The sequence below is a fragment of the Pseudomonas sp. NPDC098747 genome, assembly GCF_044760045.1.
Taxonomy (GTDB): Bacteria; Pseudomonadota; Gammaproteobacteria; order Pseudomonadales; family Pseudomonadaceae; genus Aquipseudomonas.
The window spans coordinates 26054-45148 of record NZ_JBIWAL010000003.1 but is presented as its reverse complement, the minus strand read 5'-3'; the positions used below and the strand labels follow the sequence as shown (position 1 = coordinate 45148).

General features: G+C 59.6%; 17 protein-coding genes. 8 read left to right on the top strand and 9 right to left on the bottom strand.

Features of this window, described 5'->3' with window-relative positions:
- The first annotated feature begins 1 nt into the window (after position 1).
- Both ACIQVE_RS02320 and ACIQVE_RS02315 read left to right on the top strand, forming a co-directional pair.
- On the top strand, positions 2-1219 hold the full coding sequence (locus ACIQVE_RS02320; RefSeq protein WP_402804123.1) for a mandelate racemase/muconate lactonizing enzyme family protein: 1218 nt from the start codon (positions 2-4) through the stop codon (positions 1217-1219).
- Positions 1220-1379: 160 nt separating this feature from the next.
- Entirely contained in the window at positions 1380-2993 is a 1614-nt protein-coding gene (locus ACIQVE_RS02315) for a GMC family oxidoreductase (RefSeq protein WP_402804122.1), read from the top strand.
- A 97-nt stretch (positions 2994-3090) separates the two neighbouring features.
- Here the strand turns inward: ACIQVE_RS02315 and ACIQVE_RS02310 are convergent, their stop codons facing one another.
- Positions 3091-3975, bottom strand: coding sequence for a LysR substrate-binding domain-containing protein (locus ACIQVE_RS02310; protein ID WP_402804120.1), 885 nt, complete (start codon positions 3973-3975; stop codon positions 3091-3093).
- A 157-nt stretch (positions 3976-4132) separates the two neighbouring features.
- On the opposite strand from ACIQVE_RS02310, the gene ACIQVE_RS02305 reads away from it, so the two are divergent.
- Positions 4133-7159: an FAD-binding and (Fe-S)-binding domain-containing protein gene (locus tag ACIQVE_RS02305; protein WP_402804118.1), complete on the top strand. Its 3027-nt coding sequence runs from the start codon at positions 4133-4135 to the stop codon at positions 7157-7159.
- Here the strand turns inward: ACIQVE_RS02305 and ACIQVE_RS02300 are convergent.
- From ACIQVE_RS02300 to ACIQVE_RS02290, 3 genes are all read right to left on the bottom strand, one after another.
- Positions 7092-7781, bottom strand: a complete 690-nt coding sequence (locus tag ACIQVE_RS02300) for a paraquat-inducible protein A (protein ID WP_402804117.1) — start codon at positions 7779-7781, stop codon at positions 7092-7094. The two genes, ACIQVE_RS02305 and ACIQVE_RS02300, sit on opposite strands and share 68 nt — an antisense overlap.
- A complete protein-coding gene (locus ACIQVE_RS02295) occupies positions 7778-8374 on the bottom strand; it encodes a paraquat-inducible protein A (RefSeq protein ID WP_402804115.1) in 597 nt (198 codons plus the stop codon). Before ACIQVE_RS02295 ends, ACIQVE_RS02300 begins: the two co-directional genes overlap by 4 nt.
- Positions 8375-8484: 110 nt before the next feature.
- The gene (locus ACIQVE_RS02290) at positions 8485-9876 is read right to left on the bottom strand and encodes an aldehyde dehydrogenase family protein (protein WP_402804113.1); all 1392 of its coding nucleotides are present in this window, start codon (positions 9874-9876) and stop codon (positions 8485-8487) included.
- 104 nt (positions 9877-9980) lie between these two features.
- Here ACIQVE_RS02290 and ACIQVE_RS02285 point away from each other — a divergent pair, with 104 nt between their 5' ends.
- Together ACIQVE_RS02285 and ACIQVE_RS02280 are read left to right on the top strand one after the other, a co-directional pair.
- Positions 9981-10859: a LysR family transcriptional regulator gene (locus ACIQVE_RS02285; RefSeq protein WP_402804513.1), complete on the top strand. Its 879-nt coding sequence runs from the start codon at positions 9981-9983 to the stop codon at positions 10857-10859.
- A 131-nt stretch (positions 10860-10990) separates the two neighbouring features.
- Positions 10991-11344, top strand: coding sequence for a gamma-glutamylcyclotransferase family protein (locus ACIQVE_RS02280; protein WP_402804111.1), 354 nt, complete (start codon positions 10991-10993; stop codon positions 11342-11344).
- A 127-nt stretch (positions 11345-11471) separates the two neighbouring features.
- Here ACIQVE_RS02280 and ACIQVE_RS02275 read toward each other — a convergent pair whose 3' ends face one another.
- The gene (locus tag ACIQVE_RS02275; RefSeq protein WP_402804109.1) at positions 11472-12290 is read right to left on the bottom strand and encodes an alpha/beta fold hydrolase; all 819 of its coding nucleotides are present in this window, start codon (positions 12288-12290) and stop codon (positions 11472-11474) included.
- Between the two features lie 181 nt (positions 12291-12471).
- Between ACIQVE_RS02275 and ACIQVE_RS02270 the strand changes: the two genes are divergently transcribed.
- Positions 12472-12921 (top strand): winged helix-turn-helix transcriptional regulator, encoded by a 450-nt coding sequence (locus ACIQVE_RS02270; RefSeq protein WP_402804108.1) that lies wholly within the window; start codon positions 12472-12474, stop codon positions 12919-12921.
- A 96-nt stretch (positions 12922-13017) separates the two neighbouring features.
- On the opposite strand, the gene ACIQVE_RS02265 is transcribed toward ACIQVE_RS02270, so the two are convergent.
- On the bottom strand, positions 13018-14061 hold the full coding sequence (locus ACIQVE_RS02265) for an LLM class flavin-dependent oxidoreductase (RefSeq protein ID WP_402804107.1): 1044 nt from the start codon (positions 14059-14061) through the stop codon (positions 13018-13020).
- A gap of 62 nt (positions 14062-14123) precedes the next feature.
- Positions 14124-14609: a flavin reductase family protein gene (locus tag ACIQVE_RS02260; RefSeq protein ID WP_402804105.1), complete on the bottom strand. Its 486-nt coding sequence runs from the start codon at positions 14607-14609 to the stop codon at positions 14124-14126.
- A 328-nt stretch (positions 14610-14937) separates the two neighbouring features.
- Here ACIQVE_RS02260 and ACIQVE_RS02255 point away from each other — a divergent pair, with 328 nt between their 5' ends.
- Positions 14938-16038: a polyamine ABC transporter substrate-binding protein gene (locus ACIQVE_RS02255; RefSeq protein WP_402804103.1), complete on the top strand. Its 1101-nt coding sequence runs from the start codon at positions 14938-14940 to the stop codon at positions 16036-16038.
- Positions 16039-16080: 42 nt separating this feature from the next.
- Here the strand turns inward: ACIQVE_RS02255 and ACIQVE_RS02250 are convergent, their stop codons facing one another.
- Together ACIQVE_RS02250 and ACIQVE_RS02245 are read right to left on the bottom strand one after the other, a co-directional pair.
- Positions 16081-17061: a TerC family protein gene (locus tag ACIQVE_RS02250; RefSeq protein WP_402804101.1), complete on the bottom strand. Its 981-nt coding sequence runs from the start codon at positions 17059-17061 to the stop codon at positions 16081-16083.
- A gap of 136 nt (positions 17062-17197) precedes the next feature.
- Positions 17198-17986: an AraC family transcriptional regulator gene (locus tag ACIQVE_RS02245; protein ID WP_402804099.1), complete on the bottom strand. Its 789-nt coding sequence runs from the start codon at positions 17984-17986 to the stop codon at positions 17198-17200.
- An 84-nt stretch (positions 17987-18070) separates the two neighbouring features.
- On the opposite strand from ACIQVE_RS02245, the gene ACIQVE_RS02240 reads away from it, so the two are divergent.
- Complete coding sequence (locus ACIQVE_RS02240) at positions 18071-19069, top strand: bile acid:sodium symporter family protein (protein WP_402804098.1); 999 nt, start codon at positions 18071-18073, stop codon at positions 19067-19069.
- Positions 19070-19095 lie beyond the last annotated feature (26 nt).

Genomic DNA, 19095 nt, shown 5'->3' with positions numbered 1-19095 from the left:
GATGAAAATCGTCGCCCTTGAAACCCATATCGTCGCCGTACCGCCACCGCACGTCGGCGGCATGTACTGGCTGTTCGTCAAGCTCAAGACCGACTGCGGCATTGAAGGTGTGGGCGAGATCTACGCCGCGACCTTCGGCCCCAAAGCCATGTTGCCGATCATCGAAGACGTGTTCGAACGCTACCTGCTCGATCATGACCCGCACCACATCGAGCGCTTCTTCCGTCAGGCCTATTCCAGTGGTTTCACCCAGCGTCCCGACCTGACCATGATGGGCGTGGTCAGCGGTCTGGAGATGGCGTGCTGGGACATCATCGGTAAAGCGGCGAACAAGCCGGTTTACGAACTGCTGGGCGGCAAAGTCAACGAGCGCCTGCGTTCCTACACCTATCTGTACCCGGTCAACAGCCGTGGCGAGTACGACTACGACGACCCCGACCTGGCCGCCGAGTGTGCCATCGACAACATGAACAAGGGCTTCACGGCGGTGAAGTTCGACCCGGCCGGCCCCTACACCGCGTACTCCGGGCATCAGATCTCGCTGGAAGTGCTGGAGCGCTGCGAAACCTTCTGCCGCAAGATCCGCGAAGCGGTGGGCAACAAATGCGACCTGCTGTTCGGCACCCATGGGCAGATGGTCCCATCCTCGGCGATTCGCCTGGCCAAGCGCCTGGAGAAATACGATCCGCTGTGGTTTGAAGAGCCAGTGCCGCCAGGGCAGGAAGAGGCCATGGCGCAAGTGGCGGCCAAGACCAGCATTCCGATTGCAACCGGCGAACGCCTGACCACCAAGTACGAATTCTTCAAGCTGTTGCAGGCCGGCGGTGCATCGATTCTGCAGATGAACGTCGCGCGATGCGGCGGCCTGCTCGAAGCCAAGAAGATCGCCAGCATGGCCGAGGCCTATTACGCGCAAATCGCCCCGCATCTGTACAACGGGCCGATTGGCGCGGCAGCGAGTTTCCAGTTGGCGACGTGCACGCCGAATTTTCTGATTCAGGAAAGCATCGGCACCTGGGATGGTTTCCATGCCGAGGTGTTGACCAAGCCGTTGCAGTGGGAGGACGGCTACATCATTCCGTCCACCGAGCCGGGCCTGGGCGTTGAGCTGAACATGGACGTGGTGCGCAAGCATTCACCGTACACCGGCCAGCGCTTGCACCTGCAAATGGCCCCGACGCCTGTGGACGTCAAAGACACATCGCCGGCCCGGGGCTGACACAGGTTTTGATTGCGAAGCCAATCCCCTGTGGGAGCGAGCTTGCTCGCGAAGGCGGAGTGTCAGTGACGAATCTGCATGCTGATACGCACCCTTCGCGAGCAAGCTCGCTCCCACAGGGACGGCAAATTTTGTACAACGACTTACGCGGTAACCTTGCATGACATACGACTACATCATCGCTGGCGCAGGCGCCGCAGGCTGCGTACTGGCCAACCGGCTCTCGGCCTCGGGCAAACACACCGTGCTGTTGCTGGAGGCGGGTGGCAAGGACAGCTCTCTGTGGTTCAAGATCCCGGTCGGCTTCGCCAAAATGTATTACAACCCGACCTTCAACTGGATGTATTACAGCCAGCCACAAAAGCAATTGGGCAACCGCGAAATCTACGCGCCACGCGGCAAGGTGCAGGGCGGCTCAGGCTCGATCAACGCGATGATTTACGTGCGCGGGCAGGCCCATGATTTTGACGACTGGGCTGCCAATGGCAACGACGGCTGGGGCTTCACGGACGTGCTGCCGTACTTCCGCAAACTGGAAAATCATCCGCTGGGCGACAGCGAATACCACGGCAGCAGCGGCCCGATCAGCATCACGCCGATGAAGGGCCAGACCCATCCGATTTGCGATGTGTTTCTTGAGGGCTGCGCAGAACTCGGCTATCCGCGCAGCGATGATTTCAATGGCGCGAAATTCGAGGGTGCGGGCCTGTACGACGTCAACACCAAAAATGGCCAGCGCTGCTCCAGCAGCTTTGCGCATCTGCATCCGGCGCTGAAACGTTCGAACCTGACCGTCGAGCATTACGCGCTGGTGGATCGGGTACTGTTCGACGAAACGCAGCAACGTGCGACGGGCATTTCGATTACCCAGCATGGCTTGGCGCGGACCTTTACCGCACGCAAGGAAGTCATCCTCTGCGCGGGTGCTGTCGATACGCCGAAAATCCTTCAGTTGTCCGGCGTCGGCGACCGCGACTTGCTGGCCAGGCACCAGATTCCTCTGGTCAAGCATCTGTCGGCTGTGGGCCAGAATTTGCAGGATCACTTGTGCGCCAGCTACTACTACAAAGCCAATATCCCGACGCTCAACGATGAACTCAGCTCGCTGTTTGGTCAGTTCAAACTCGGCGTCAAATACCTGCTGACCCGCAAGGGTGCGTTGGCCATGAGCGTCAATCAGGCGGGTGGGTTTTTTCGTGGTGAAGCGCATCAGCAGCACCCCAATCTGCAACTGTACTTCAACCCGTTGTCGTATCAGATCCCGAAAAACAACAAGGCCAGTCTCAAGCCGGAACCGTACTCAGGCTTCCTGTTGTGCTTCAACCCGTGCCGGCCGACCAGTCGTGGACACATCGAGATCGCCTCAAAAAATCCGCGCGACGCGGCGCTGATCGATCCCAATTACCTGAGCACGCAAAAGGACATCGACGAGGTGATTCAGGGCAGTCGCTTGATGCGCAAGATCATGAATGCTCCGGCGCTCAAGAGCATCACCGTCGAGGAGGTTCTGCCAGGGCCGGCCGTTGAGACCGACGAGCAGATGTTGCAATACTTTCGCGACAACTGCGGCTCGATCTACCACCTGTGCGGCTCTTGCGCGATGGGCGCGGACGAACAGACTTCGGTGGTCGACAAGCGTCTGAAAGTGCATGGTTTTGAGGGGTTACGGATTGTCGATGCATCGATCTTTCCGAACGTGACGTCGGGCAATACCCATGCGGCGGTGCTGATGGTGGCGGAGAAGGGCGCGGATCTGATTTTGCAGGATGCGTAAGTATTCAGGTGTGGGGAAACGAAGGCCTGCCTGATGGCAGGCCATTACCGGCTCGCACAAAAAAATCTGACAGCCCCTTGTCAGCCGTCGCGAGCCTTCAAAGCGTCTCCACCAACCAATCCCGAAACGCCTTCAACGAAGGCAGCGCTTCGTTACGTGGCGGATACACCAGGTAATAGCTGCGCCGACTGGTAATCGGTTCCCCCAGTTGCAGCAACTCGCCATTCAACAGTTCATCCTCGACCAGAATTCTCGGCACCAGGCCCACGCCGATATTGGCGCGTACTGCCTGAATCAAATGCGCAGTCATCTCAAAACTCGGGCCGATGCGCATGCTGCGATGCGGCAAACCGTGCTGGCTGAACCATTCTGTCCACGCTTGAGCATTGCTGCTGACGTTGAGTAGCAATTGCCCTGCGATGTGTTGCCCGGCGTCGTTGCGCTCGTCTTCGGACAGTTGCGTACTGGCGATGACCACCAGTTCCTCGGTGTGCAGGGGCAGGGCGGTCAGCCCCGGCCACTCGCCGCCACCCACACAGATTGCCGCGTCGATCTCACTGGTATCAAAGTCGATGGCTTCGATGCGTGAGTGCAAGTGCACGGTCATGCCCGGATGTGCGGTGTAGAAATCCTTGAGTCGCGGCAACAACCATTTCGAGCCGAAAGTCGGCAGCGTTGCCAGTCGCAGACTGTGGATGCCCGAACCAAATGCCATGGCCTGCAAAGTGGCGCTGCGGATCTGCCCGAGTGCCTCGGCGAGTTCGCGTTGATACATGCGCCCGACGTCGGTCAGCACTACCTGCCGGCCTTCGCGGCTGAACAGGCGCATGCCGAGCATCTTCTCGAGGATTTGCACCTGACGGCTGACCGCACTTTGCGTCAGCGACAGCTCATGGGCGGCGCGGGTGTAGCTTTCGTGACGTGCGGCAGCCTCGAAGGCCAACAATAACGACATGGAAGGGGTGAGCGTGCGCGGATTCATTCGTAAAAGTCATTGATAGTGGGTCAAATTTACGGTTGTCCCAGCGTTGTTCAACAATGAACATGGGCAACATGAGATGGCGGAGCCTGACGCAATCATTCGTTGCGTACAACTGTTCACCGCTACACGGCCCGATTTTACCGAGATAACCTGACCGATGATTGCCCAGCTGTCGCCCGCAAAAGCCTTGTCTACGGATTACCAGCAGTTCCTCAATGCACTGAAGGCCAGCGGCTTTCGCGGTGAAATCAGCGCCGACTACGCCAGTCGTGTGGTGCTGGCCACTGACAACTCGATCTATCAGCGCCTGCCGCAAGCCGCGGTTTTCCCCATGGACGCCGAGGATGTCGCGAAGGTCGCACGGCTGATTGCCGAGCCGGCCTATCAACACGTGGTGATCACCCCGCGCGGCGGTGGCACTGGCACCAATGGCCAATCGTTGACTGACGGTATCGTCGTCGACTTGTCGCGGCACATGAACCGTATTCTGGAAATCAACGTCGAGCAGCGTTGGGTGCGCGTGCAGGCCGGGGTGGTCAAGGATCAGCTCAACGCCGCGCTGAAATCCGCCGGGCTGTTTTTCGCCCCGGAGCTGTCGACTTCTAACCGCGCCACCGTCGGCGGCATGATCAACACTGACGCCAGTGGCCAAGGCAGTTGCACCTACGGCAAGACCCGCGATCACGTACTCGAACTCGATATGATCCTGCGCGGCGGCGAGCGTCTGCACGGTCTGCCGCTTGCGGAAAGCGAACTCCAGGCACAGTGCGCCCGCGAGGATCGGGTCGGCGAAATTTACCGTTGTGCGCGGCGGATCATTGATGAGCAGGGTGCGCTGATCAAGGCACGCTTTCCCGATCTCAACCGTTGCCTGACCGGTTACGACCTGGCGCACCTGCGCGAGGCGGACAACCGGTTCAACCTCAACAGCGTGCTGTGTGGCGCCGAAGGTTCGCTTGGCTTTGTGGTTGAGGCGAAGTTGAACGTGTTGCCGATCCCCAAACACACGATGCTGGTGAACATTCGCTACGCCGGGTTCATGGACGCGCTGCGCGATGCCCGGGCACTGATGGCGCGCAAGCCGTTGTCGATTGAAACCGTCGACTCGAAAGTGCTGTTGCTGGCGATGCAGGACATTGTCTGGCATGGCGTTGCCGAGTATTTCCCGCAAAGCGCAGAGCGGCCGACGCTGGGGATCAATCTGGTGGAGTTCTGCGGTGACGATGCCGAAGATCTACAGCGCCGTGTCGAGGCTTTCGTTGAACACTTGAGCAACGACCTTACCGTTGAGCGTCTGGGCCACACGCTGGCGGTAGGTCATGCCGCGGTGAACAAGGTTTACGGCATGCGCAAACGCGCCGTCGGCTTGCTCGGTAACGTTGCCGGTGAAGCGCGGCCGCAGCCGTTTGTCGAAGACACGGCCGTGCCACCTCAGCATCTTGCCGAGTACATCACCGAGTTGCGCGATCTGCTCGACAGCCACGGTTTGCAGTACGGCATGTTCGGTCATGTCGATGCCGGTGTGCTGCATGTGCGGCCGATTCTCGACATGAAAGACCCGCAACAAGCGGCGCTGGTTCGGCCGGTGTCCGATGGCGTCGCCGCATTGACCCAGCGTTACGGCGGCCTGCTGTGGGGCGAACACGGCAAAGGCCTGCGTTCGGAATATGCGCCGGCGTTTTTCGGTGAATTGTACCCGGCGCTGCAAGCGCTGAAGGCCGCGTTCGACCCGTTCAACCAATTCAACCCGGGCAAAATCGCCACGCCGGCCAACACTGGCGCAGCACTGTTGAAGATTGATGAAGTGACCTTGCGTGGCGAACTGGATCGGCAGATCGACGAAAAAGTCTGGCAGGACTACGGTGCAGCGATGCACTGCAATGGCAACGGCGCCTGTTACAACTTCGATCCTGATGACGCGATGTGCCCGTCGTGGAAAGCCACACGCGAACGCGCGCAGTCGCCCAAGGGCCGGGCGTCGTTGATCCGCGAATGGCTGCGATTGCAGGGCGAGGCGGGAGTTGATGTGCTGTCGGATACCATCCGCCGACCAGCGTTTTTCAGCACATTGTGGCAGCGCTGGCGCAACAGCCGCGCGCAAACGCCGGACTTCTCCCATGAGGTCTACGATGCCATGGCCGGTTGTCTGGCGTGTAAATCATGCGCGGGTCAATGCCCGGTGAAGGTCAACGTGCCGGAGTTTCGTTCGCGGTTTCTCGAGCTGTACCACAGCCGCTATCTGCGTCCGGCGCGGGATTATCTGATCGCTTCGCTCGAATACAGCATTCCTTACATGGCGCGAATTCCGGCGTTGTACAACGGTTTGATGGGCGCATCTGTGGTTCGAAAACTGCTGGAACGCCTGGGTGGTATGGTCGATGTGCCGTTGCTCAGCCGTTTCGATTTTCACGCGGCGATGCGCCGTTGGCAGGTGCAGCCGGCGACGGTGCCGACCTTGTCTGCGCTGACCCCGGCGCAACGCGAGCGCAGCGTGGTGCTGGTGCAGGACGCGTTTACCCGCTACTTCGAAGCGCCGCTGCTGGCGGATCTGGTCGAGCTGATTTCGCGTCTTGGCTATCAGGTCTATTTGGCGCCGTTCAGTGCCAACGGCAAGCCGCTGCATGTGCAGGGCTTTCTGTCGGCGTTCAACCGCGCGGCGTTGCGCAATGCGCGGCAGCTGCGGGAGCTGGCGGATATCGGCGTGCCGCTGGTGGGACTGGACCCGGCCATGACCCTGGTTTATCGCCAGGAATATCAGAAAGTCCCCGGCATGCAGGCATGTCCGGAGGTCGCGCTGCTGCAAGAATGGCTACTCAACGTGATGCCGGAGCAGGCACTTCAAGGCACCGCCAAGACCTTCCGTCTGCTGGCGCATTGCACGGAAAAAACCAATGCGCAGGCCGCAACCCGGCAGTGGGAGCAAGTGTTCGAGCGCGCGGGATTGAAACTGACCACTCAGGCTACCGGCTGCTGCGGGATGTCCGGGACTTACGGCCACGAAGCACGCAACCGCGACACGTCGGCAGTGATCTACGAGCAATCGTGGGCGCGGCAGATCGACGCGCCAGCGCAGAAGGGTGAGGCACTGGCCACCGGTTATTCGTGCCGCAGCCAGGTCAAGCGCCAGTCGGATCAGGCAGTGCGCCATCCGTTGCAGGTGCTGCTTGAGGGGCTGAGTCGCTGAGCGGTTCGTCCTCCGGCGCGTTGTCCCAGATCAGTCGCGGGTCGAAGCTCATCGCCGAGAGCATGGTGAGCACCACGACCATGCCGAAAAACAGGATGCCCGAACGCGGTTCGATGTCGCCCAGCGCCTGGAATTTCACCAGCGCCGCGACCAGAGCCACCACCAGTACGTCGAGCATCGACCAATAGCCGATCAACTCGACGAAACGGTACAGCTTCGAGCGTTCGCGCCGCGCCCAGGCACTGTCGCGCTGCACGGTGATCAGCAGCAGCGTCAGGGCGCCGAACTTGACGCCCGGCACGGCAATACTGGCGATGAAGATGATCAGCGCGATGTCCCACGCGCCGTGCTGCCAGAACTCCAGCACGCCGCTCATGATCGTGCTGTCGGCGCCGTTGCCGAGCATCGTGGTGTTCATCACTGGCAGCAAGTTGGCGGGCACATAAAACGCCAGTGCGGCGAGCAGGTATGCCCAGGTGCGGGCAAGCGAGTTGGTCTTGCGCCGATGCAGCGGGGCATCGCAGCGCGGGCACTCATGCGGTTCGTCGGTCATGTCGCAGGCCAGGCCGCAACTGTGGCACAGGCACAGGTTAAGCTCGCTGGCGGTCGCTGGTCGCTTCATTTGATTTCCCAGAGTTCACGGATGTCGCGGCCGGCAATGCGGATCATCATCAGGCTCAGCACGGCCAGGGCGAACAGGCCGATACCGGGCAACACATCAAGCATCCCGGCCAGTTTGAACACGGCCACCATCGCCCCCAGCAAACACACTTCGAGCATGCTCCACGGGCGCAGCGTTTCCAGCCAGCGCATGCAGGTCTTGAAGCCGGGTGCGCGTCGGGACGAGAGGGCGAAACTCAGCACCCAGATCAGCAGCACCAACTGGAACGCCGGGGCAATGATGATCGAGATCGCCGCCACCATCGCCATGAACGTGATCGGCCCCTGACTCAAGGCGAGCACCGAATCCCACAGCGTCGCACTGTTTTTCAGGCCTTTGAGGCTGATGGTCATTACCGGATAGAAATTGGCGAACAGCCACAGCATTGCCGCCGTGAACGTCAACGCCAGACGCTGCTCAACGGTCAGTCCGTTGAAGCGTTCGAGCACTCCACCGCAGCGTACGCAGAGGGTTTTCTGGTGTTTGCCGAGCACGGCTTTTTCATACACACAATCGCAGTGCTCGCAGATGATCAGTTGTTCGGTGGCGACCATGAAAAGCGCTCGATATCAGGCCCCAAGAGCAGGGGGACCTGAACACTATAGAAGGCTCACGGCAATGGGCAACATGCAGAGCATCGAGCGGCAGCATTTTCTGCGAATGATCAGCGGCGATCCAGCCATACGGTCTGCGCATTGCAGAACTCGCGAACGCCGAAGTGCGACAGCTCACGGCCAAAGCCACTCTTCTTTACGCCACCGAAGGTCACGCGCGGGTCGCTGGCGGAATAACCGTTGATGAATACCCCGCCGGTTTCCAGCTCGCTGGTCAGTTGCTGGGCCAGTTCCACATTGGCGGTGTAGATCGTGGCGGTCAGGCCGAATTCGCTGTCGTTGGCCAACGCGATGGCATGTGCGCAATCGCGGGCGGTGATGATCGAGGCGACCGGGCCGAACAGTTCCTGTTTGAACGAGGTCATGCGATCGGTGACGTCGGCCAGCACGGTCGGTTCGTAGTAGTTGCCAGCCCCAGCGGTTTTGCCGCCGCCGAGCAACAGGGTCGCGCCTTCTTCCAGGGTGTCGCGCACTTGCTGATCCAGTTCATCACGCAGATCAAAACGTGCCATCGGCCCGATGTAGGTGTCGGCGGACAGCGGATCGCCAACCTTCAGCTTGCGCGTCGCTTCAACGAATTTTCGGGTGAATTCCTCAGCGACACCTTCTTCGATGATCAGACGCTTAGCCGCTGCGCAGACCTGGCCGGAGTTCTGGTAGCGACCGATCACTGCCGCCTGAACGGCTTCGTCGAGATTGGCGTCATTGAGCACGATAAACGGATCAGAGCCGCCCAACTCCAGCACGCATTTCTTCAGCGCGGCACCGGCCTGAGCACCGATGGCCATACCAGCGCGGACGCTGCCGGTCAGCGTAACGGCAGCAATGCGCGGGTCGGCGATGGCGCTGGAGACGCCTTCGGTGGTGACGTTGATCACTTCAAACACGCCAGGGGCAAACCCTGCGCGGGTAAACGCATCGCGCAGCAGATAGGCGCTGCCCATCACGTTTGGCGCATGCTTGAGGACGTAGGTATTGCCGGCGATCAGCGCTGGAACAGCACCGCGCAGCACTTGCCAGATTGGGAAGTTCCACGGCATCACGGCGAGAATCGGGCCGAGCGGACGGTATTCGATGCGCGCCTTGCCACCTTCAACCTGAGTCGGCTCAGCATCGAGCATGGCCGGGCCGTGCTCGGCGTACCACTCGCAGAGCTTGGCGCTTTTTTCGATTTCACCGCGGGCCTGGGCGATTGGCTTGCCCATTTCCAGGGTGACCATGGTGGCCATGGCCTCGGCGGTTTCACGCAGTGCGCCGGCGAGAGCCGTCAGGGCGCTGGAGCGATCTTGCAACGGCTTGCGTTTCCACTTGCCGAAGCCGAAGGCCGCGCGGGTCAGCGCGCCATCGAGGGCCTCTGCGGATTCAAACGCGTAGTGGCCGATCTGCTCGCCGGTGGCGGGGTTGATCGAAATGGCGTGGGTCTGGCTGGAAATCTGGCTCATGGCTGTCGTCCTGCGTGTTCATCGGATGGAGCTAGAGTAGGGTGGCGATTGTGTTCTGGAAACTGAATAATTAAGATCGTTTCTTTCACGATTAGAGAATGACTATGGATCTGGTGCAGCTGGAAATCTTCAAAGCCGTTGCCGAACACGGCAGCATCAGCGCCGCCGCCGCGCAGATCCATCGCGTGCCGTCGAACCTGACCACGCGGATCAAACAGCTTGAGCAAGATCTGGGCGTCGATCTGTTTATTCGAGAGAAAAGCCGCTTGCGCCTGTCGCCGGCCGGTTGGAGTTTTCTTGAATACGCACGGCGCATTCTCGACTTGGTGCAAGAGGCTCGGGCGACGGTTGCCGGTGAAGAACCGCAGGGCGCGTTTCCTCTGGGTTCGCTGGAAAGTACAGCGGCGGTGCGCATCCCCGAACTGCTGGCGGCATATAACCAGTTGCACCCCAAAGTCGATCTGGACCTGTCCACCGGGCCGTCCGGGACAATGATCGACGGCGTGCTATCCGGGCGCTTGGCCGCCGCGTTTGTCGACGGCCCGGTGTTGCATCCGACGCTGGAGGGCGTGCCGGCGTTTGAAGAGGAAATGGTCATCATCGCGCCGCTCAATCACCCGCCAGTCCAGCGTGCGGCGGATGTGAACGGCGAGAGCATTTATGCGTTTCGCTCCAATTGCTCCTACCGTCACCATTTCGAAAAATGGTTCAGCACCGATGCCGCTGTGCCCGGCAAGATCTTCGAAATGGAGTCCTACCACGGCATGCTCGCCTGCGTCAGCGCGGGTGCAGGACTGGCGCTGATGCCACGAAAAATGCTGCAAAGCATGCCCGGTAGTGCCACGGTGAGTGTCTGGCCGCTGACGGCAGATTTTCGCTACCTGACGACTTGGCTGGTGTGGCGGCGGGGCACGGTGTCGCGCAGCCTGAGCATGTTTGTGCGCCTGCTTGAGGAGCGCGGTGTGGTGCGTGCAGAAGAGTAATTGACACTTTGTGTCATGACTGTATCTTTAGCGGCGTTTCGCAATATAAAGGTTTATACAGCGCAGCGATCAAGTGGCGGTAAATGACCACAGCCCTGAGCTGCAAAACTCATCTGACTCAAGGAAGCCCCATGAGCCATCCGACACCACTAACCGTGTTGCTGTTTTCCTATGGCACTTTGCAAGATCGCGCGGTGCAGTTGTCCAACTTCGGTCGCGAGCTGCAAGGGCGGCCGGACAGTCTGCTCGGCTACAGGCAGGAAATGGTCGAGATCACCGATTCTGCCGTGCTGGCAAGCAGCGGCAAAACCCATCATCCGATAGTGCAGGTGAGCGGTAATGCAGCCGATGAGATTGCCGGCACGGTGTTCCAGATCACCGAGCAGGAACTGGTAGTGGCCGACGCCTATGAAGTCGCGGACTACAAGCGCGTCAGTGTGCTGCTGAAGTCTGGAACAGAGGCATGGGTTTACGTCCAAGCGTGACAACAGAACCGTCGATTGCCAATCACCGGGCGCGAGAACGGCCCGGTTGCTGCAATCCTGATGAGCCGGTGGCGAGGAAAGCAAGCTCCCTCGTCACCGGTTCAGTGCCACGCTCGATGGATCGGTGTTATCGGCTGAGGAACGCCAACAAATCCTCATTCAACGCCTGCGCATGCGTCACCGCAAAACCATGCGGTGCGCCGGCATAGACCTTGAGTTCCGCCCCTTTGATCTGCGCAGCCGCCTGCTTGCCAGTAGTCTCGAACGGCACGATCTGGTCGCCGTCGCCATGAATCACTAACGTCGGCACATCTATCCTGGCCATGTCCGGACGGAAGTCGGTTTCCGAGAACGCTGTCACACAGTCCACGGTCCCCTTGAGCGACGCCAGCAGCGCGACATTGAGGGTTTGCGTCAGGACACCATCAGAGACGGTCTGGCCCTGATTGGTGCCATAGAACGGCGCGGCAAAATCAGCGATGAACTGCGCGCGATCTTTCAGCAGACCGGCCTTGATGCCATCGAACACCGACTTGTCGACGCCTTGCGGGAAGTCGGCTTTCTTGCCGAACAGCGGCGTCACCGCACCCAGCAAAACCAATCCGGCAACACGCTCGCTGCCGTGCCGGGCGATGTAACGGCTGACATCGCCGCCGCCCATGGAGAAACCCACCAGCGTCACTTCACGCAGGTCCAGATGATTGATCAGTTGCGCTATGTCATCGGCAAAGGTGTCGTAGTCATAGCCGGTCCACGGCTGATCGGACCGGCCGAAACCGCGACGGTCGAAAGCAATGGTGCGATAGCCACGACTGCTCAGGTATTCCATCTGGTATTCCCACATGTCGGCATCCAGTGGCCAGCCGTGGCTGAACAGCACGGGCTTACCGCTGCCCCAGTCCTTGTAATAGATGTCGGTGCCGTCTTGCGTGGTGAATGTGCTCATGGAAACTCCTGCGTCAGGTTCTTCGAAGGGCGTGCATGGATTGCCGAAAGGGCAGCATTCACTATCCGCGCAATCGCGGCTGGCCACTTGTACGCAAGTGCTGGGTTGGCTCGCAGCATCAGGGTTGTATGATGCAACCCTGAGCCACAAGGCCGATCACTGTTTGAGGGAGTACGTTTACGTGAAGCGCAAAAGCCTGCAAGGCAATGCTTGCCCGGTCGCCCGGACACTGGACTTGATCGGCGACTGGTGGTCGCTGTTGATCATCCGCGATGCGCTGGAGGGGATTCGCCGCTTCAGTGATTTTCAGAAGAATCTGGATATCGCCAAAAACATGCTCAGCGCCCGCCTCAAGGCGCTGGTGGAGCAGGGCATCCTGCAAACGGTGCCGGCCGCTGATGGCAGCGCCTATAAGGAATACGTGCTGACCGAACGCGGCAAAGCCTTGCAGACCGTGATTGTCGCGCTGTCGCAATGGGGTGGCGAGTTCATGTACGAGCCGGGTGAGGCGGGATCGGTGATGGTCGATGCAAAGAATCGCCAACCGCTCTGCAAGCTCGAACTGAAGGCGGCGGATGGTCGCGTATTGGCGGCGAACGAGGTGGCGACCCGACTGGGCGCGGCGCACTGAAGGCTCGCTTTTACCAGTGTCTTCGACGGTGTAGAAAGGGGAGCGTTCATCCCGATGAATACTCCCCTTTTTCAGTTGTGGTTTGCTGATAGGGTTTCAGCGAAACGCCGGCACCACATGCTTGATAAACAACGCCAACGACTTCTTCTTCTCCTCATGCGGCAAGCTGTTATCACACCAGAAACTAAACTCATCCACCCCCAGTTCCTTGTAGTACTTGATCCGCGGAATGATCTCTTCCGGCGTGCCGATCATTGCAGTTCTGTGCAGGCTCTCCAGCTCAAACTCCGGACGTCCGGCAAATTTTTCTTCCGGACTCGGCGCAAGGAAGCCATTCACCGGGCTTTCCTTGTTGCCAAACCACGCATCAAACGTGCGGTAAAAACGCGAGATCGCTTTGGCGCCGACTTTCCAGCCTTCAGGATCATCAACGGTGTGAACGTGGGTGTGGCGCAGCACCATCAATTGCGGGCGTGGCACCTCTGGATTGTTGTCCAGTGCAGTCTGGAATTTGTTCTTCAGGTCGAGGACTTCTTCGTCGCCCTTCATCAATGGCGTGACCATCACGTTGCAGCCGTTGGCGACGGCGAAGTTGTGTGAGTCCGGGTCGCGGGCGGCGATCCACATCGGTGGGTTGGGCTTCTGGATCGGTTTTGGCACGCTGGTGGAGGTGGGGAATTTCCAGATGTCGCCATCGTGGGCGTAGTCGCCTTGCCACAGAGCGCGGACCACCGGGACCATTTCCCGCAGGGCCTGGCCGCCGCTTGATGCGGGCATGCCGCCGGCCATGCGATCGAATTCAACTTGATAGGCGCCACGCGCCAAACCGACTTCCATGCGGCCGTTGCTGATGACGTCGAGCAACGCGCATTCACCGGCGACCCGCAGCGGGTGCCAGAACGGCGCGATGATGGTGCCGGCGCCGAGGTGGATGGTGGTGGTTTTGGCCGCGAGGTAGGCGAGCAGCGGCATCGGGCTCGGCGAGATGGTGTATTCCATGGCGTGGTGTTCGCCGATCCACACGGTGCTGAAGCCGCCGGCCTCGGCCATCAGAGTCAGCTCGGTCAGGTCTTCGAAGAGTTGGCGGTGGCTGACGCTTTCGTCCCAGCGTTCCATGTGTACGAACAGGGAAAATTTCATGACGCTTCCTCGGATTTTTTTGTTGTTATGGCTACAAGACTGAGCATGCCTGAAGGTTTAGATCAGGCCAGGACGGGCAGGGCGCCCATTTTGCCGTGGCAATACACCAGCGGCCCGGTGCACTGTTCGGGCACGATCAGGTTCTTCACCGCACCAACCATGATCGCGTGGTCGCCACCTTCATATTCGCGCCACAACTCGCACTCGATCACCGCTGTCGCGTTGGCCAGGATCGGGTTGCCCAGCTCACTCAATGTCCACTCGATGCCCAGCGCCTTGTCCTTGCCTTTACGGGCGAAGGCGTAAGCTTCGCTTTGCTGGCTACCGGACAGAACATGGATCGCGAAGCGTTTGTTCTTGATCAGTACCGGGTAGGAGTCGGAGCTGTAGTTGGGGCAGAACAGCACCAAGGCCGGATTGATCGACAGCGAACTGAAGGCACTGGCGGTCAGCCCGACAATCTGGCCGTCGTCATCCAGGGTGGTGATGACGGTTACGCCGGACGGGAACGAGCCCATGACTTGTTTGTAGATGGCGGCATCGATCATTGGACGGTCCTCGAGTGTTGTGACGCAATTGTTATGTGATTATGGTCTTATGGTATACCAGAATTTATTCTTTGCAAGGGCTTTAAAGCTGAGCCGACGGGATCGCTTCGCAACCCATCGGGGATAAATCCCCTCACTACAAATGGCCACATTAATCCCCTTTTGGCCAACCCCCCACTGTGATCTTCCTGCGCCGTCGGCAAGAATCAGGCTGTCTACAATAAAAATCAGACATTTGATTTTCCTTACCCTTGGCTATCGTCGAAGCCACTGCCGTGTACAGAACATAAAAACCATCGAACTCACGTCGCATTTCGGGAAAACAACCATGGTCACGATGAAACGTATTCTGGGTGCCACCGTGTGTGGGCTGACGCTGCTCGCCAGTGCCGTTCAGGCTGAGCAGCGCGAACTGCGGGTTTACAACTGGGCGGACTACATCCTGCCGGCGGTGCCCAAGGATTTCGCGGCGCAAAGCGGCATCAAAGTGACCTGGGACACCTTTGACACCAACGAATCCCTGGAAGCCAAACTGCTGACCGGCAACTCCGGTTACGACCTCGTGGTGCCGTCGAACCAGTTTCTCGAGACCCAGATCAAGGCCGGTGTGTTCCAGAAACTCGACAAGTCCAAATTGCCCAACTGGAAGCACCAGGATCCGGAGCTGTTGAAGCTGCTGGGCAAGAACGATCCCGGCAACCTGTACGGTGTGCCATACATGGTCGGTACCGTGCTGATCGGCTTCAACCCGGCCAAGGTCAAGGCTGCGCTGGGCGATAATGCGCCGGTAGACAGTTGGGATCTGGTGTTCAAACCGGAGAACATGGAAAAGCTGAAGTCCTGTGGCGTGGCGATGCTTGATTCGCCGACGGAAATCCTACCGCTGGCCCTGCATTATCTGGGCCTCGACCCGAACAGCCAGAACCCTGCCGACTACGAAAAAGCCAAGGAGCTGATGCTCAAGGTTCGTCCTTACGTGACCTACTTCAACTCGGCCAAATACATGACCGACATCGCCAACGGCGACATCTGCGTGGCCATCGGCTACTCCGGCAGCTTCTATCAGTTCGGCAACCGTGCGAAAGAGTCGGGCAATGGCGTGGTGGTCGACTGGCGTTTGCCGAAAGAGGGCGCGCCGATCTGGTTCGATACGTTCGCGATTCCGAAGAGCGCGAAGAACGTTGCTGAGGCTCATGAGTTCCTCAACACCTTGCTTGATCCGAAGGTCATCGCGCCGATCAGTGACTTCCTCGGTTATCCAAATGCGAACAAGGATTCGATGGCGCTGATCAACAAGGAAATCACCGGCAACCCGAACCTGACGCCGACCCCAGAGGCGCTGAAAACCCTCTACGTCGTCCAGCCATTGCCGCAAAAGCTTGAGCGCGTACGGACGCGGGTCTGGACCAGCATAAAGTCCGGTAATTAACAGCACATCACCCCGTGGGAGCGGGCGTGCTCCCACGGGGATTTACGGTGACTGGTTTTCCGGCGCTTTGCTCTTGGTCGTGATCAGGCTCAGTAACACCGACCCGAAAATCACCCCACCCACCACCGCCAGCGACCATTCCACCGGCATATGAAACCACGGCATCAGCGTCATCTTGCCGCCGATAAACACCAGCACAATCGCCAAGCCGTACTTGAGCAGATGAAAGCGGTCAGCCATGTCCGCCAGCAGGAAGTACATCGCCCGCAGGCCCATGATCGCGAAGATGTTCGAGGTGAAGACGATGAACGGGTCAGTGGTGACGGCGAAGATCGCCGGGATGCTGTCGACCGCGAACATCAAGTCGCTGGCTTCGATCAGCACCAGCACCAGAAACATCGGCGTGGCCCATCGCACGCCGTTTTGCAGGACAAAAAAACGTTCGCCATGAAAGCTGCTGGTAATCCGCAGATGTCCGCGCACCCAGCGCAGCAGCGGGTTTTTCTCCAGATCCGGTTGCTGATCGGCAAACACCAGCATCTTGATCCCGGTGATGATCAGGAACACGCCGAACGCATACAGCAGCCATTCGAACTGCGATACCAGCCACACCCCGGCGAAAATCATTACCGCGCGCATCACGATTGCCCCGAGCACACCGTACAGCAGCACCCGACGCTGCAACTCCGGCGGCACGGCGAAGTAGCTGAAGATCATCACGAAGATGAACATGTTGTCGATCGACAGCGACTGCTCGATCAGATAACCGGTAAGAAATTCGAGGGTTTTCTGCTGGGCGATTTCACCGCCGAACGCACCGTTCAAGTACCACCAGAGCAGGCCTGCGAAACTCAACGCCAACAAGCACCAGGCAATGACCCACGCCAAGGCTTCGCGCACCGAGACCCGATGCGCCTTGCGCCCGCCGAACACAAAAAGGTCCAGGGCCAACATGGCGAGTACGAAGACGATGAAGGCGCCCCACATCCAGGGTTCGCCGATATTGATGTTCGTTGCTGGCATGTCACGCTCCCTGTTTTTGGCTGTTTTAGGGTCAGGCGAGGCCATGCTAGCGACGAGTTTGGGCGAAAGAAAAATCGTTTATTTCTGGGCTAGAGTTCGTTATTAACGAAGTGTCGGGCCCGTGGCTGATTGCGGATCAACGAAAAAACTCCCCCGGCGTCTGCCCAAACTGCTGACGAAACGCCGCAATAAACGCCGACGTCGAATCGTAGCCGCAGGCCAGCGCGACGTCGGTGACGCGTTCACCGTTTTCCAGTGGCGTCAGCGCACCGAGCAGGCGCAAGCGTTGTCGCCAGGCGCGGAAGGTCAGGCCGGTATCGCGCAGGAACAGGCGTGTGAGGGTCTTTTCGGTGACGCCGAATTTCTCGCTCCAGTGGCTCAGCGTGGTCTGCTGTTCCGGGTGTTGCTCCAGGCTCTGGTAGATCTGCCGTAAACGCGCGTCTTGGGGCAGCGGCAGCATCAGGTCGATGTGGGGCGCGTCTGCCAGTTGGTCGAGGATAACTTGGGCCAGGCGTCCGTGTGGCCCGGATTGATCGTATTCCGCCGGAACCTCGCTGAAGGCACGGATCAGTTCTCTCAGCAAATCGCTCACACCGAGCACATGACAGTGCTCAATAGCCCGACCGGCGACGCTGCAGTCGATGTACAGACTGCGCATTTCGGTGTGCGGCGAGCTGAATACCCGATGCGGTACTCCGGCCGGAATCCACACGGCGCGCTCCGGGGGCGCGACGAAACGTCCGGCACTGGTCTGCACCTCAAGCACGCCCTGAATCGCATAGGACAACTGCACCCATGGATGGCTGTGGCGCCGGGTCAATGCGCGGTTGGGCAGAGATTCAGTGCGCCCGTACAGCGGACGCGGCAGGCTGGGCAGCCCGGGAATGCTGCGCCGAATACTTTTGGCATGTCCTTTAGGCGGCATCAGCAGGCTCTTCGGCGTTAGTCGGTAATTCCCGCTCACGTTAGAGTCGTCGGCACGCACTGGCAACCCCCGGATGAACACACCATGACGCGCCCAAGATTCCTGCCCGACAATTTCACCCTGACACTGGTCGGCGTCGTGCTGCTGGCGAGTTTTCTACCCGCCAGCGGTCAGGTCGCAGTCGGTTTCGGCTGGCTGACCAATATCGCCATCGCGCTGCTGTTTTTCCTGCATGGCGCCAAACTCTCGCGTGAATCGATCATCGCTGGCGCCGGTCACTGGCGCCTGCATCTGCTGGTGTTCGGGCTGACCTTTGTGCTGTTTCCGCTGCTGGGGCTGGCGCTCAAACCGCTGCTGTCGCCGCTGATCGGCGACAAGTTGTACATGGGCATGCTTTACCTCTGCGCATTACCCGCCACGGTGCAATCGGCGATTGCCTTCACCTCGCTGGCGCGGGGCAACATTCCGGCGGCGATTTGCAGCGCGGCAGCATCCAGTCTGTTCGGGATTTTTCTCACGCCGTTGCTGGTGACGCTGCTGCTCGACGTCCATGGCGACGGCGGTTCGACCCTCGATGCGATCTTGAAAATCAGCGCGCAATTGCTGCTGCCATTCATCGTCGGTCAGATTGCCCGCCGCTGGATCGGCGCGTGGGTGGGGCGCAACAAGAACTGGCTGAAGTTTGTCGATCAGGGTTCTATTTTGCTGGTGGTTTACGGTGCGTTCAGCGAGGCCGTCAACGAAGGCATCTGGCATCAGATTCCGCTGATCGAGTTGCTCGGGCTGGTGGTGGTTTGCTGCATCGTGCTGGCGCTGGTACTGGTGGCGGCGACGTTGCTGGGCAAGGCCTTCGGTTTCAGTCAGGAAGACCGCATCACCATCCTGTTCTGCGGCTCGAAAAAGAGCCTGGCCACCGGTGTGCCGATGGCGCAGGTGTTGTTTGCCGGCAGCACCATCGGTGTGCTGATCCTGCCGCTGATGCTGTTCCATCAGATTCAATTGATGGTCTGCGCGGTGTTGGCGCAGCGTTATGCGAACCGCCCGGAATCGGTGTCGGAGCTGATGGCGCAAGTTGACCCATAACCCGGCACCCGCAATATTTCACCATC

Bases quoted from the DNA above. Each gene is read 5' to 3' on its own strand.
- ACIQVE_RS02260 (WP_402804105.1), bottom strand. From the start codon at position 14,609: ATGATCGATGCCGCCATCTACAAACAAGTCATGGGCTCGTTCCCGTCC.
- ACIQVE_RS02275 (WP_402804109.1), bottom strand. From the start codon at position 12,290: ATGAGCACATTCACCACGCAAGACGGCACCGACATCTATTACAAGGAC.
- ACIQVE_RS02245 (WP_402804099.1), bottom strand. From the start codon at position 17,986: ATGCCGCCTAAAGGACATGCCAAAAGTATTCGGCGCAGCATTCCCGGG.
- ACIQVE_RS02290 (WP_402804113.1), bottom strand. From the start codon at position 9,876: ATGAGCCAGATTTCCAGCCAGACCCACGCCATTTCGATCAACCCCGCC.
- ACIQVE_RS02320 (WP_402804123.1), top strand. From the start codon at position 2: ATGAAAATCGTCGCCCTTGAAACCCATATCGTCGCCGTACCGCCACCG.
- ACIQVE_RS02250 (WP_402804101.1), bottom strand. From the start codon at position 17,061: ATGCCAGCAACGAACATCAATATCGGCGAACCCTGGATGTGGGGCGCC.
- ACIQVE_RS02280 (WP_402804111.1), top strand. From the start codon at position 10,991: ATGAGCCATCCGACACCACTAACCGTGTTGCTGTTTTCCTATGGCACT.
- ACIQVE_RS02265 (WP_402804107.1), bottom strand. From the start codon at position 14,061: ATGAAATTTTCCCTGTTCGTACACATGGAACGCTGGGACGAAAGCGTC.
- ACIQVE_RS02255 (WP_402804103.1), top strand. From the start codon at position 14,938: ATGGTCACGATGAAACGTATTCTGGGTGCCACCGTGTGTGGGCTGACG.
- ACIQVE_RS02310 (WP_402804120.1), bottom strand. From the start codon at position 3,975: ATGAATCCGCGCACGCTCACCCCTTCCATGTCGTTATTGTTGGCCTTC.
- ACIQVE_RS02315 (WP_402804122.1), top strand. From the start codon at position 1,380: ATGACATACGACTACATCATCGCTGGCGCAGGCGCCGCAGGCTGCGTA.
- ACIQVE_RS02285 (WP_402804513.1), top strand. From the start codon at position 9,981: ATGGATCTGGTGCAGCTGGAAATCTTCAAAGCCGTTGCCGAACACGGC.
- ACIQVE_RS02295 (WP_402804115.1), bottom strand. From the start codon at position 8,374: ATGGTCGCCACCGAACAACTGATCATCTGCGAGCACTGCGATTGTGTG.
- ACIQVE_RS02300 (WP_402804117.1), bottom strand. From the start codon at position 7,781: ATGAAGCGACCAGCGACCGCCAGCGAGCTTAACCTGTGCCTGTGCCAC.
- ACIQVE_RS02305 (WP_402804118.1), top strand. From the start codon at position 4,133: ATGATTGCCCAGCTGTCGCCCGCAAAAGCCTTGTCTACGGATTACCAG.
- ACIQVE_RS02240 (WP_402804098.1), top strand. From the start codon at position 18,071: ATGACGCGCCCAAGATTCCTGCCCGACAATTTCACCCTGACACTGGTC.